Source organism: Tychonema sp. LEGE 07196, assembly GCF_963890365.1.
Taxonomy (GTDB): domain Bacteria; phylum Cyanobacteriota; class Cyanobacteriia; order Cyanobacteriales; family Microcoleaceae; genus Microcoleus.
The window spans coordinates 44,874-58,625 of the sequence record NZ_CAWPRX010000169.1 but is presented as its reverse complement, the minus strand read 5'-3'; the positions used below and the strand labels follow the sequence as shown (position 1 = coordinate 58,625).

General features: G+C 45.2%; 9 protein-coding genes. 6 read left to right on the top strand and 3 right to left on the bottom strand.

Features of this window, described 5'->3' with window-relative positions:
• Positions 1-108: 108 nt before the first annotated feature.
• Positions 109-2,661: a hybrid sensor histidine kinase/response regulator gene (locus tag AACV78_RS20615; RefSeq protein ID WP_194008924.1), complete on the bottom strand. Its 2,553-nt coding sequence runs from the start codon at positions 2,659-2,661 to the stop codon at positions 109-111.
• 249 nt (positions 2,662-2,910) lie between these two features.
• Between AACV78_RS20615 and AACV78_RS20610 the strand changes: the two genes are divergently transcribed.
• From AACV78_RS20610 to AACV78_RS20590, 5 genes are all read left to right on the top strand, one after another.
• Positions 2,911-4,197: a CBS domain-containing protein gene (locus tag AACV78_RS20610; RefSeq protein ID WP_194008925.1), complete on the top strand. Its 1,287-nt coding sequence runs from the start codon at positions 2,911-2,913 to the stop codon at positions 4,195-4,197.
• 448 nt (positions 4,198-4,645) lie between these two features.
• Entirely contained in the window at positions 4,646-6,565 is a 1,920-nt protein-coding gene (locus AACV78_RS20605; RefSeq protein ID WP_194008926.1) for a response regulator, read from the top strand.
• Positions 6,566-7,135: 570 nt separating this feature from the next.
• Positions 7,136-10,588, top strand: coding sequence for a PAS domain S-box protein (locus AACV78_RS20600; protein WP_194008927.1), 3,453 nt, complete (start codon positions 7,136-7,138; stop codon positions 10,586-10,588).
• A gap of 700 nt (positions 10,589-11,288) precedes the next feature.
• Entirely contained in the window at positions 11,289-11,603 is a 315-nt protein-coding gene (locus AACV78_RS20595; RefSeq protein ID WP_194008928.1) for a DUF1830 domain-containing protein, read from the top strand.
• Between the two features lie 63 nt (positions 11,604-11,666).
• On the top strand, positions 11,667-12,011 hold the full coding sequence (locus AACV78_RS20590; protein WP_194008929.1) for a late competence development ComFB family protein: 345 nt from the start codon (positions 11,667-11,669) through the stop codon (positions 12,009-12,011).
• Positions 12,012-12,103: 92 nt separating this feature from the next.
• Here the strand turns inward: AACV78_RS20590 and AACV78_RS20585 are convergent, their stop codons facing one another.
• Both AACV78_RS20585 and AACV78_RS20580 read right to left on the bottom strand, forming a co-directional pair.
• Positions 12,104-12,457, bottom strand: a complete 354-nt coding sequence (locus AACV78_RS20585; protein WP_194008969.1) for a DUF6464 family protein — start codon at positions 12,455-12,457, stop codon at positions 12,104-12,106.
• A gap of 249 nt (positions 12,458-12,706) precedes the next feature.
• Positions 12,707-13,438, bottom strand: coding sequence for a sucrose-phosphate phosphatase (locus tag AACV78_RS20580; RefSeq protein WP_194008931.1), 732 nt, complete (start codon positions 13,436-13,438; stop codon positions 12,707-12,709).
• An 85-nt stretch (positions 13,439-13,523) separates the two neighbouring features.
• On the opposite strand from AACV78_RS20580, the gene AACV78_RS20575 reads away from it, so the two are divergent.
• Positions 13,524-13,700, top strand: a complete 177-nt coding sequence (locus AACV78_RS20575; RefSeq protein ID WP_194008932.1) for a hypothetical protein — start codon at positions 13,524-13,526, stop codon at positions 13,698-13,700.
• Positions 13,701-13,752 lie beyond the last annotated feature (52 nt).

Here is a 13,752-nt window from a genome sequence, read left to right as displayed (position 1 = left end):
GCTTCGCTCCGCCCCATGCCCCATCCCTCCGCTTCGCGCTCGCCCCATCCCTCCGCTTCGCTCCGCCCAATGACCTGCGCGGGCCAATGCCCCATTCCCAATTCCCAATTATCCATTACCAATCCCCACCATTAAAGAAAGAATTTTGTCTAGCAATTGCTGATGGTGAATCGGTTTAGCCAAACAATCGTTAGCTCCCGCTGTCACGAAAGATACTCGATCTGCAGGAATTTCCTGGGCGCTTAAAGCCAGGATTTTGAGATTTTCAGTAGCTGGTTTTTGGCGCAGTTGTTGGATTATTTCGCAGCCATTCATCCCTGGTAAACGCATATCTACAATCACAGCATTCGGTTGCAAAAGTTCAATTTGTTCTACGGCTGCCGAACCTTCAATCATCCACACTACTTGCAGTCCTGCTGCTGTCAGGATATCGCAAATGAGCATGGCAGTTTCTTCATCTTCTTCGACGAGCACGATGCTGCCTCGCAGGGAGGAGGAGTGCAGCGGTAAAGATGAATTGGATTTTTCATATTTGAATTTTGTGGATTCATCTTTGCTTTGAGTTTGACTCGGTATAAAAACGGTAAAGGTAGAGCCTACATCAACTGTAGAGTTGACTTCGATCGCGCCGCCGTGAAGCTCTACTAACTGTTTGGTTAAGGCTAATCCCAGACCGGTGCCGCCGTATTCGCGGCGGTAGGGAGAATCTAATTGCTGGAATTTTTGAAACAAGAGCGATCGCTGATTTTCGGGGATTCCAATGCCAGTATCTTTGATTTGAAACACAGCGGTGCTACCTGCCGGTGCAGTACCGGGCTGTCGCACTGCTGGCGTTTGATTTTTATCTTCTGTTACCCAAACTCGCAGGATGACTCGCCCGCCTTCGGGAGTAAATTTGATCGCATTTCCTAAGAGATTGAACAGAATTTGTCTCAGGCGGCGCGGATCTGCGGTGAAGCGATCGCACTCTTGTTTGACCCGCTGTTCTTGTATTAATTCTACTCCTTTAGCCGCAGCTTTTTCTTTGAGGGCGTGCAGGCTCTGGGAAGCTAATTTAGAAATTGAAAATTCACTAATTTTTAAGATTGCTTTCCCCGCTTCTACTTGCGATAAATCTAAAATATCGTTGATTAATTCTAATAAGTGGTCGCCGCTATCTCGGATAGTTTGCAGGTATTGTCGCTGCTTTTGCACCGGCACTTGTTTGGTGCCAACTTTGCCGTAAGACCACCGCAACAGCGTGTCGGAAATGCCGATGACGCAGGTGAGGGGAGTCCGCAATTCGTGGCTCATAGCTGCCAAAAATTCGCTCTTGGCAAGGCTGGCAGACTGGGCGGCGACCAGTGCATCGCGCAGTTCTCGCGTGCGCTCTATGACGCGCTGTTCTGAGGTGTACTTTTGTTGCTGAACTTCTGCATAAAGTTCGGCTTGGTAAATGGCGATCGCCAAATGTTCTGCTATTTGTCGCAAAAATGTTATTTTGCTTTCTTCCCACTCCCGCACAGTAAACTGGTGGGCAATTAGCAGCCCCCACAAGTCGTCTTGAACTACGATCGGCACTAGCAATTTCGCCCGCACCTGAGCCCGCCGCATCAACTCTAAAAAACAAGGGTGCGAAGAGTAAGTTTTTTCGACATCCGTGACGCACAAAGCCAAACCTTTGCGATACTTTTCTCTGTCGATGACTCCATCGGGAAAACACTCGGCACCTTCACTAAAATTTAGTACAGACGAGATAGCGTCGCTGGCTAAAGCTTCGTAGGTAACGCGACCTAAATACAAGAAATACTGGGAATTTTCTTTTACTTCGCCAGACGCAGAAACCTCTGCCAGTATTTGTTTACTTAATTTGCCATCGGGAGAGGCTGGCACTTTTTCAAATTGATAAATTAACAGGCGATCTACATCCAAAAACTCTCGCACTCTCGAAACTGCTTTTGACAAAATGACAGGCAATTCCAAACTCTGGCGGATTTGAGTTGTCACCTGATTCAACAGTCGCTCTTGTGCGAGCTGCTGCTGCAAAGCATCTTCCACTGGCTGATAAAATTGAATGCAGGAATTTGGCATTTCTTCTGCGCGATCGCCCACTTCGGTCATCTGGTGCTGTAGTGTTTCGGGAGCGATCGGTTGGGGCGCGGAATTTTCCTCTATTTCCGTTTGGGCTTGTAGGGGCTGGTGATTATTTTTGCTGGCATCGATTGCGAGAATATCCAGCAAATTTAGGGTAAATTCGCTTTGAATAACGGCCGAGTTTGGCTGTATATTTTTAATGGCTTGTTTGAGGGTACGAATATTAATTTTTCCCTTGGTTCCTGGCGTTATTTTGGCGATTTTTGCTACTATGGGAGAGAGGAAATTTGCGATCGCCTCTGGCTCGAAAGTCAACTCCACATTTAATTGCCAATTGAGATATTTTTCGCTGTGTTTGCGTTCGTTTGTTGCAGCAGCATCTAATGGCTTCCCCCGCAGCAGCGCGCTAAACCCATCTGATATTACTGCTGCAAACCGTTCCGACGAGTTTTCCCGATTTTCAGTAAAGGCAGGAGCATCGTCCGCCAGCCAAATCGCCCCCGGGAGTTCAGCCATTTGCTGTAACAACTGGTAAGCAGCCTCAAAGGTTGCTAGTGGCAAAGTTCGACTTAAGCTTTTTGGTTTCAATCTAGGTATTTTTCCGGTTGTTTTCAAGAACACAAGATCGAGCCCGATATTTTAGGGACGAAACCGGGGCGCAGCAGGCGCGAACGCTCCCAAAGACTTGAGATGAAAGTAATCAGAAGGCTGGCTCTCATCAGGCCCGCGAGTGGGAGAGTACATTTCTCCCTATAGTTGTGATTACTTTAAACAATCTTATTCCAGTATAATATCAATATATAATTTGTTAACTTCTACTTAACACTATCCGGGTAAATGAGCAATCCAACTCAACTCACCCCCGATTTCACGATCGGACATCTGCCGTCTCACCACTGCCAAGTGAGTGCTGCAACTCTAGCACAGGTAGTGGCTGAAAAATTCGAGCAAGAACCAGACCTGCCGGGAGTAATTATTACTCACGAATCGCAGGTGTTGGGAATGATTTCTCGTGTCAAATTTCGAGAGCAAATGATTCTTCCCGATCGCGTAGAACTTTACGGGCAGCACCCGATTCGAGCTTTGTTAGATTTTATCAGAATTCCGCCTTTGGTGATGGAGGAAAACTGGAAAATTGACGATGCCGTGCAAGCCTCTCTCAACAGGCAAAAAGACTTGATTTATGAACCAATTATTGTGGTAATGAAAAACCACACACTCCGCCTTTTGGATGTTCAAACTCTGGTAATAGCGCAATCTAAAAATTTAGCGCAAGCTTACAAAATTATTCAAAAATATCGAGCAGAAAAACAAAAACATCTGGCGATAATTCAAAAAGAGCAAGCCCAAGTTCGCGAATATCATCAGCTTTTACAATCCCAAGTTATGGAAACAGAAAAATCGCAAAATACTCCCAGTTCTCAGGAATTGGCACTGGTAAAACAAGCCGAACAAATTGCTCAAATGAATCGGCGATTTGTGAGAATTGCGAAGTTGATTTCGTCGGAGGGTCGCCAAGCATTTCAAGCTACTTTTCAAGGTGCTAATTCTATTTGCAACAATACAGATAAAATTTTGGGAGTTGGCAAAGCCATAGCTAACGATCTAGAAACGGTTAACCGTACTTCCCGAACTATCCGGGAGGCGATCGAACAAGTCAGGCATTTAGCAGTACAGGTAGCTGTAGTTACCAATCAGATGGAACGCAAGCCCAACGGTCTTGGTCAAGTGAGTTTAGAAATTGGCCGACTGGCAAGTAAAACTTTTGAATTGGGGACTCAAATAGAGCAAATTGCCAGCCGGTTTAAACTTCGCGTTCACGAACTCACGGAGGCGGCAAGAGCTGGTGCTAATGTGGCAAAATTCGTGACCATCAAGATCGATCGTGCCGAAATGGCGCTGTTAGAATTGGAGGAATTAATAGCAGAAAAAAATCCTAATTCATTTATAGATACTAAAGAATCTTTAGGTGTCAAGAAAAGTGCTACAGCCCATTCTTTAGTTAAAGATATAGAACACGCAGAAATCGCGGTTTCTGAATTAGAAGAAATAGTTAAGCAACAAAATTCTTCGCAATATCTGATCGAAAAAATTCAGCAGGCTCTGAAGTCGAAAAAGCCCTAAAATCTTAGCAAAAATATGGTAAAAAGATATTTTTTTTCAATATTACAAGCATAATAAAATCTTATATGTTGACTGTCGAAAAAATACTATTTGTTGGAGCGAGGTGAAACAAATTAAAATAAGAGTTGGAAAAGGCTATTGAACATGGGTGTCAACTTAATATCTTGTGCCGTGCCGCTCTATTGTGTGACGGGAATAACCCCGCAGAATAGTGTTCAAAGTGAGTATTGTTGAGGGAGATTAGTGGGTATGCTCCCATCGAGACCAATCGGACTAGAGATACAAAAGACCTCTCATAAAAAGCCTGTAAAGAGCATCCTCGCCGCTCCACAAGAATTGTTCGAGAGGTATCAAGAAGTTATGATTTCATTGGACATGATGCAGGCTATTGAAAGCCGCAAAAATTGATCGTAAATTCCACGAATAGCTTAATTAAAAGGTGATAATTATGAAAATTTTGCTAGTAGAAGATGACGCAATTACAATTAATTTGTTAACTCAATCGCTCAACGCTCACAATTACAATGTGAATGCGGCGACCGACGGTGAAACAGCATTATATTTGGCGCGGGCTTACGATTACGACTTGATTGTTTTGGATGTGATGATTCCTAAATTAGACGGTATTAGTTTGTGTCGGAAATTGCGATCCTCCGGCTGCAAAATGCCGATTTTACTGCTGACGGCGCTAGATAGCAGCAGCAATTTAGTTGAAGGTTTAGAAGCTGGTGCAGATGATTATGTGGTCAAACCCTTCAATCTGAAAGAATTAATTGCTCGCATTCGGGCTTTGTTGCGCCGGGGTAAGGCAAGTTTGTCGAGTACAAATTTGACTTGGGAAAAACTGCAAGTCAACCCGGATACTACGGAAGTCACTTATGCCGAAAAGATGCTGCATTTGACTCCTAAAGAGTACAATTTGTTGGAACTTTTTTTGAGAAATCCCCGGCGCATTTTCAGTCGCAGCGCTATGCTCGATCGCATTTGGTCGTCCGGCGAATTTCCTCAAGAAGAAGCCGTTACCGCTCACATTAAGGGGTTGCGGCACAAATTAAAAGCAGCCGGGATGACTGTAGATTTAGTCGAAACTGTGTACGGATTGGGCTATCGGCTCAAAAGTCTGCCGGAGGATATGGAGAACCAAAAAGTTCTCCAGGAAACGGCAGAAACTACTAGAAGTCAAGAGAGTTTATCTGCTGAATCCAGCGGGCAGAATCAGGAATTAAATAATGAGGAGCGCCACTTGAAAGTCCTGAGTGCGATCGCCCAAATTAGGGAAAAGTTAAAAGCCGATTTTAGCGAAAAGGTGGCGATATTCGATCGCGCGATCGGTCAACTCAAAAGCGGAAGCTTGGAGGACGAACTGCGGCGGGAAGCTCAGGAGCAAGCTCATAAATTAGTCGGTTCTTTGGGAACTTTAGGGCTGCCGAAAGGTTCGGAAGTGGCGCGCAAAATCGAACATTTGTTTAAGGCTGAAAATGTCTTGAAACCTGGGAATGCTGAGCTGATGGAGGAATTTCTGGATTTGCTCAAACAGGTATTCGATCGCCCGCCGGAACCTGAAACCGAGCCTGTTGCTGAGGTTGTCCGACAATACCGCATCCTGATCGTTGATGATGATACTTTGCAGAGCGATCGACTAAAAATAGCAGCCTCCGGTTCCGGCTTCGAGATAGAAGTCGCAAACTCTCCGCAATCGGCAAGAAATGCGATTTCTCAACGGCCTCCCGACGCGATTTTGCTGGATTTGACCTTTTCGAGAACTCAGGAAAACGGACTTAATCTCCTAGCCGAACTCCGCAGTGAAAAGCCCGAAATTCCGGTGATGGTTTTTAGCGGGCACAATCAATTGAGCGATCGAATAGAAGTTGCTCGTTTGGGAGCTTCCGGCTTTTTACACAAATCAATTCCCGCAGCAGATATACTCAAAGCAGTCGCCCAACTCCTCGACCATACGGACTCTACAGAAGCCAAAGTTATGGTGGTAGATGATGACGTGCATCTATTGGCTGTACTGAAAGTGATTCTACAACCTTGGGGATTTCAGGTGACAACATTAGATAATCCAGAAAAATTCTGGGATGTACTCGAAACCACTTGTCCCGATTTGCTAATTTTAGATGTGGAAATGCCCGGTTATAACGGTATTGAGTTGTGTTTGGCAGTACGGAACGATTTGCGTTGGAGCAAGCTCCCAGTCCTATTTTTGACTGCTCATTCCGAGTCGGAAATAGTGCGCCAAATGTTTGTTGCGGGTGCTGACGATTACGTGAATAAGCCGATCGTAGAACCGGAATTGATTGCTCGCCTCCTGAACCGTTTGGAACGAAGCCAACTCAGACACAGACTGTCTCTGACACAGGGTTAAGCTTAGTCTCGATTCTCCCAGCGCCCTCCGATCGAAGGGGGGACAAGAGCGTCATATCCCTAGGACGATCGGGTGATTTAGGGCGGATCGAAGTCAACCCCTACTCCCCTTTTTAAGGGGGATGGGAGGGGAATCCGAACTCGACGCTAAACCCGAGGTACAAAGATTTTCAGGGAATTGTCAAATCAAGGATGCAGCAGATGTCCGAGACTGTGAATGCAAGCTTTCACCGAGATTTGGGATGGTTAGGTTGTGCGATTCGGATGCGTGCCGATCAATGTTTGATATCATGTATGTCGATTACCATAACAAATACTGTTCCCGCGTGCCCACAAAAGTACCCAATATTGAGCCTGTGCAAGTCCGCACGCGCGAACCTTATACCATTTTTCTAAAGATTTGCTATGGATGAAGTCATAGCCCCCCGATGCTTTGGGGGGTTGGGGGGAGGTAGTATGTAGCGCTACTTTATGAAATTGGCATTACTGCGGTCAATAGACCAGACTGGATATGACCGACAGGCAAAAACACAAACTCATTTAAAAACATATTTACAAAAACACGAAAGTAATGGTATTACCCTCAGACAAAGCCGCTATCAATGACAGCGAATACGAATTAATTTACACACCGGATTCCATTCAACCTCACGGCATTTTGTTGGTGCTAGAATCTCCGGTGTTGAAAATTTTGCAAGTTAGCAACAATACTTTTGATGAACTCGGCATTGAGCCCGAAGCACTTTTGGATCATTTTTTACAGGAATTTGTTAAAAGTGAGGAAATTGAGGCTATTGAAAAAGCTTTATTGGGAAACAGCTCTCAACGTAATCGTATTACATTATCATTCAAAAATCAAAAGCGCCAGTCTATTTTTGAGGGAACGCTGCATCAATCAAGTTCAGTATTAATTGTGGAACTAGAGCCGATTGTTGCGCCCAAAGCTAGCGATTGTTTCAATTCTGATGATTTGATTCAACAGCAGATTGACAAAATCCACAACACGCCAAACCTGCAAGCGCTGTGTCAGACAGCAGTTGAAGAAGTGCGGAGAACGATCGGTTTCGATCGGGCGATCGTCTATCAATTTGATGCCACCGGTGCCGGGAAAGTCGTCGCCGAAGACAAAGTAGAAAATTTAGCTCCTTTATTGGGGCTGCACTATCCGGCTACCGATATTCCCCACCAGGCCAGAAACCAGTTCACGATGAATTTAATTCGGTTTATTCCCGATATTCACTATCAGCCCGTACAACTAATTCCTCACTGCAATCCGCTGACCGGTCGCCCTCTGGAGCTGGAATTTTCTTTGTTGAGAACAGTTTCTCCTTGCCATCTTCAATATCTAAAAAATATGAAGATTGGCGCTAGCATGACTGTGACATTAATGAAAGACCAAAAACTCTGGGGATTAATTGCCTGTCACCACCAAACACCAAAGTATCTCAACTACCGAACAAGAAAGACTTGCGAATTACTAGCCAAATTTATCAATTTAGAACTAAACTACAAACAAGATAGCGAAGATCGAAAATATGCAATTTATTTAAAAGAAATTTGCCGTAAATTTATCGCAGAATTTTCTCAAGAAAACTGTTTTGTAGAAGGTTTACTTAAATCCCCAGAGGCATGGCTGGCCTTGGTGGGGGCTACCGGTGGAGTTGTGTGTGCCAATGAAAATTTGATGGCTACCGGCAAAACCCCTGAATTAGGAGAAATCGAAAAGTTAATTGCTTGGATAAAACCTCAAATAAATAATGAGATTTTTTATACAGATTGTCTAGCAAAACTGTATCCGCCAGCCCAGAAGTTTAAAGAAGTTGCTAGCGGTTTGCTGGTGATGGCTTTGTCGGAAATGCAAAATTATTATATTTTGTGGTTCCGTCCCGAAGCAATTCAAACTGTCAATTGGGCCGGTCAACCAGAGTGGCCACTTGAATTTAAACCGGATGGTAGCAGGTTGATGTCTCCTCGCACTTCCTTTGATTTGTGGCAAGAAACTGTGAGGTTAAAATCTTTGCCTTGGCAGCAGTGCGAAATTGAAATTGCCCGAGAACTGCGAGTGGCGATTGCTAGCATTGAGTTGCGGAAAATCAACCAGCAGCTTAACTTAGCTTTGTCGGCTACCAAAATCGGATTTTGGGACTGGGACGTGCAGCAAAATCGCATTGTTTGGTCGAGGGAACACCAAGAGTTGTTTGGTTTGGTACCGGGAACTTTTGCCGGAAATTATGAAAATTTTGTGGCCTGCATTTACCCCGAAGATTTAGAAAGTTTGGAGAATGCTGTGAATGTGGCGCGAGTGCAGCGATCGAACTTCTGTCACGAACACCGCGTGATTTGGCCTGATGGCAGCATTCACTGGATTGAGGGGAAAGGTAAGTTTTTTTATAGCGAAGCGGGCGATGCAGTGCGGATGGTGGGGACTGTTAGAGAAATTACCGATCGCAAAGCTGGAGAATTACAGTTGCGCCTGTTGGAATCAGCAGTCATCACGACTAACGACGCGGTGTTAATTACCGAAGCTGAACCGATTCGCGAACCGGGCCCGCGAATTGTTTATGTCAACCCAGCTTTCACGCGGATGACTGGCTATACGCTAGAAGAAGTTTTGGGCAAAACGCCGCGCATCTTGCAAGGAGAAAAAACAGATAGGGCAAGTCTCGATCGGATTCGGAGAGCTTTGGAAACCTGGCAGCCGGTGCGGGTTGACTCGATCAATTACCGCAAAGACGGGACGGAATTTTGGGTAGAATTGAGCATTGTGCCGATCGCAGGCGAAAAAGGTGGGTTTACCCATTGGGTTGCCGTGCAGCGCGATATTAGCGATCGAAAACTTGCTGAAGCCACCCTCCAGCAGCTCAACGAACGGTTAGAAATGCGAGTTTTGCAGCGAACCAGAGAACTAGAATTTTCTCAAGCAGAACTCCGGAAAAGCGAAGCTTTATTTCGCTCTTTGAGCGAGAGTTCCCCCGTGGGCATTTTCAAAATCGATGCAGGGGGGAAATGTACCTATACAAATCCGCGCTGTCAAGCAATTGGCGGCTTCACAGCAGCAGAAGCTTTGGGAAACGGCTGGATGCAGTTTGTTCACCCGGAAGACATTAAACTAATTCGGTCTAAATGGTCGGAATCGCGATCGCTAGAAGAGGTATTTTCCTGCGAATTTCGCCACGTCAAACTAGACGGAACAATCAGGTTTTGTTGGCTAAAAACAGCTCCGATTTTTTCCAACCGAGGTCAACTAATCGGTCACGTCGGCACAGTCACGGATATCACAGAAAGCCGGGAAATTGAAAAAATGAAAAATGAGTTTATTTCCATTGTCAGCCACGAACTGCGAACGCCGCTCACTTCAATTCACGGTTCTTTAGGTTTGCTGGCTGCTGGGGTGCTAAAAGATCGACCGGAAACTGCCGAAAAAATGTTAGAAATCGCGTCTTGTCAGACGGAACGGTTAGTGCGTTTGGTTAACGATATTCTCGATTTAGAGCGGCTAGAATCGAGCCAAGTTACGATTATTAAGCAGTGGTGCGACGCGGAGGTTTTGATGCGGAAGTCTGCGGAAGCTGTGCTGTCTGTGGCTGCTGAAAATCAAATTAATTTGTCGGTTTTGCCCTCTTCTGCACAAGTTTGGGCTGACCCGGACAGGATCGTTCAAATGCTGGTAAATTTGTTGAGCAATGCGATTAAATTTTCGCCGAGCGGGTGTACAGTAACTGTCAGGGTTGAAGATTTGGGCGATTCCCTACGGGATAGCTACGCTTCACGGGTTTTATTTGAAGTCAAAGATCGGGGTCGGGGGATTCCTGCCGATCGACTAGAAACTATCTTTGGACGGTTTCAACAGGTGGATGCTTCTGACTCCCGCCAAAAAGGAGGTACGGGTTTGGGTTTGGCTATCTGTCGCAGCATTGTGCAGCAGCACGGCGGCAGAATTTGGGCCGAAAGTGTTGTCTCTGAAGGCAGCAGTTTCTATTTCACGGTGCCTGGACCGTTTGAAAGCGAAGGGGAAAAAAGTTAGCTAATAATCTCGGAAAAAAGCGACAATATCAAGGTAAAACCCCCTCAAATCGCGGTAATTTCCTTGCAAAAATCACGCCATTATCTTAATAAATCTGGTTTCTGCGTCCAGGAAAATCCTAATTCGGCTGTTTTCAGAATTTCCTCATTTTTTTGATTTAGCTTTGAGATCGGGTGATTGGTTAGTTGAAACCCTGATTCCCCAGAAGTTCCACAGATAACCTCGGGGAGTCCGGGTTTTTTGTGGCGGGTAAATTTGAGCGAACTCTACATTATTAACGCGCAGAATAACTGTTGTTGAAGTTACCGAGACTTGCGTCAAGCACCGGTTAAAAACCCGGACTGTCGAATGTAGCGAAGTTTTTTTTAGGACTGGCGCGCGGGCGGCAATCACCTTGATTTTTCACGAATTACAGAGTCTGCAGCCGACAGATTAGGTAAAAAACCCGGGTTTCTGCGCTAGTGCGGTAATGCCTGCTGGGGCAAAAGTATATTCATCAAAAAAAAATGATAGTCTTCATAATTCCCTCAGATTTTTTAGATATTGTTTGTTTTAGGTTCTACAGTTGAAGGTCACACTCTCAGCAGTATCCCGCTGCCGAAGAAAAAACCTGCAGTCTGGGGAGTCGGGGTCAGGGATGGTGCTTTCGATTAACTGATGCCACAGCATAAGTTTTTGAAAGATTGTGGAGATTTGTTAAATGTTAGACCGGGTATCTTCTAAAGATAGCGACCACATTTTGTGCTATTACCCAAATACTACGAACCAAATTCAGGTAATTCGGATTGGGAACATTCCTAATTGGTACTTTGAAAGGGTGGTGTTTCCGGGAGAGCGACTGATGTTTAAAGCTGCGGTAGAAGCAGTCTTAGAAATTCACACCTGCGCCGTAGCAACTGCTATTTTATCAGACAAGATTCCGTGCTACGTGCTGCGGGTTATAGAAGAGGTTAGTTCTGAGTTGGATCTAGTTATTCCTAAAGAAAAACGTGCGGTATTATCGCGCTATAATTAAGGAAAAATCCGAACAAATAGCACGGGAAAAATATTAGTTAAGTAGTGTTTTAGGACGGGTAAAATGCAGAAAAATCTTGTCAATATGACCTTGGCTTTAGTGACAGAGGAAGTAGAAATTATCTTGGGGTCTTATCCCAAGTATCCTTACCAAGAAGCTTTTTCCCCTTGGGGCTTGCGGCAGGATTTGATTGCTTACGTGCTCAGCCGAGTTCCTAATAAATATATTGCGATCGACTCCGGTGAGTCTCTCAACCAAAAAGTGCAGATTCGCTGTTCTTCAGAGCAGTTGCTGCACATAGAAAATTTGATTCATACTGGGATTCGCGACGTGCTGCACAGCTATCAGAAGATAGATTACCGCGTTTGGGAACAAGTTAAATCTGGTGAGAGGGCTGCTAGTTGGTAAGAATAGTTTTTCGCTTGATGGGGTAGATGTCAGTCGGCTCGGCACTCTCGGTTGAGCGATCGAGCTATAATTGTGTACCTGTTCGATCGCGATTAACATTTTTGGTAATCGCCGCAGCCGTCGCAGGGGCCATTAGGTTTGACAGCACAGCGGAGAATTTCCGATAGAGCGTTAAAGCGGCAGCTAGGATCTCCGATAATCCAGATACCGCTGACAAATGTTCTTTCCGTCGGCGGTTCCACAGACTGCACGTACAGGGCAATTTTTTGCAGTTGGTAGCGGCCGGATTTGAGTTGATAGCGGTGGTGGCGTTCCAAAACAGCATAGGTTTGTTCCTCGAAATCTAGATAGTTCCCCGGTTGCGGTGTCCAATCGAGCCGAATGCTGCCTAAAGATTGGCGGGGGTGAGATAAAATTAATTCTACTGGTAAAGTATTTTGTTCCATGTGGCGGTCTGGCAAGCTAGTATACGCTGATGGTATCGCACTCACAGGTTCGATCGAGATGCGGTGGAGATTCTGAACGGATTTTAACGGTTTGCGGGACTTGCGGTGCTTTTGTCGTAAAGACTTCAGTCCTCTGAATCTCGATCGGGCGCGAGCTCGCTTAGGTGCTCGCAGGCTTTAAATGCAAAACACAGATGCTCCCGATGAGGACGGTCATCCTGACTGGGAACAAAACCGGATTTTGTGCCATCAAAATTCCCAAAAATATGCCATTCCTTCCATGATTCCCCCAGCGCTAGCAGAGCGAGCTAAATAATGATTGTTGCCGCCGAATTCGCGATGCCATGCTAAGAGTTCCGACATAGCGTTAGCGACGATTACCCCCCGAACATCTTGTTCAAACATACTGATATCGTTGCCAGAATCGCCGCAGACTAATGTTAACTCTGATGGAATTTGCAGGCGCTTTTGTAAATAAGTCAAGGCATTACCTTTATTGCTAGTTTCCGGTAAAATATCTACATCGCGATTGCTGCTAAAAATGATTTGAGCGGCCAATCCCGATGCTGTTAGTTTTTGCTGCAATTCCTGAAGAATCGAGCTGTGTTCTGTTGATGGTTCCAGAAAATAACTGATTTTCCAAGGATTTTGTGTTTGTGGGGGTTGGGGTTTAAGTTTCTTAAACTGCTGAACTAAAGAGACGATCGCCATTTTATCCCAATTTTGAGAAATATATTGAGCCCAATCTAAATCCAGAGTGCCATCTTGGTAAATCTCGCTACCTACACCTGCGATTAAATAATCCGGTGCTAGTAGTTTTTTTTCGGCAATTAATTCGCAAGTCGAAGCATGAGAGCGCCCGGTAGCGTAAACCAAACAAATTTGCGATCGCATAGATTGCAAGCGCTGGTTGAAAAATTGAGTTGCTGCGTCATCTCCCACGAGCGTATTGTCTAAATCTGTAACTAATAAAAACTTCATTTTTGGCATTAGTCCATAGTCAACACTCATCAGTGATTAATGATATCATTGACGATGGCTTGACTGCGATCGATCGGGTTCGCGCGTGCGGACTTATATCATTTCCGGTTGCATCGGACAAATAAAATCGAGTCAACAGTCAGTAGGGGCGGTGCCTGTGAGTGCGGGCCCTCTTAACAGTCAACAGTCAACAGTTAACAGTCAACAGTCAACAGTCAACAGTCAACAGTCAACAGTCATGTATGAGTACAACCGGATTTGATATTAAATCCGTTTTCGCTGCGGACACTTGGACGCAGTACAAACCGTTTTTG

Bases quoted from the DNA above. Each gene is read 5' to 3' on its own strand.
- AACV78_RS20600 (WP_194008927.1), top strand. From the start codon at position 7,136: ATGGTATTACCCTCAGACAAAGCCGCTATCAATGACAGCGAATACGAA.
- AACV78_RS20605 (WP_194008926.1), top strand. From the start codon at position 4,646: ATGAAAATTTTGCTAGTAGAAGATGACGCAATTACAATTAATTTGTTA.
- AACV78_RS20580 (WP_194008931.1), bottom strand. From the start codon at position 13,438: ATGAAGTTTTTATTAGTTACAGATTTAGACAATACGCTCGTGGGAGAT.
- AACV78_RS20610 (WP_194008925.1), top strand. From the start codon at position 2,911: ATGAGCAATCCAACTCAACTCACCCCCGATTTCACGATCGGACATCTG.
- AACV78_RS20590 (WP_194008929.1), top strand. From the start codon at position 11,667: ATGCAGAAAAATCTTGTCAATATGACCTTGGCTTTAGTGACAGAGGAA.
- AACV78_RS20585 (WP_194008969.1), bottom strand. From the start codon at position 12,457: ATGGAACAAAATACTTTACCAGTAGAATTAATTTTATCTCACCCCCGC.
- AACV78_RS20595 (WP_194008928.1), top strand. From the start codon at position 11,289: ATGTTAGACCGGGTATCTTCTAAAGATAGCGACCACATTTTGTGCTAT.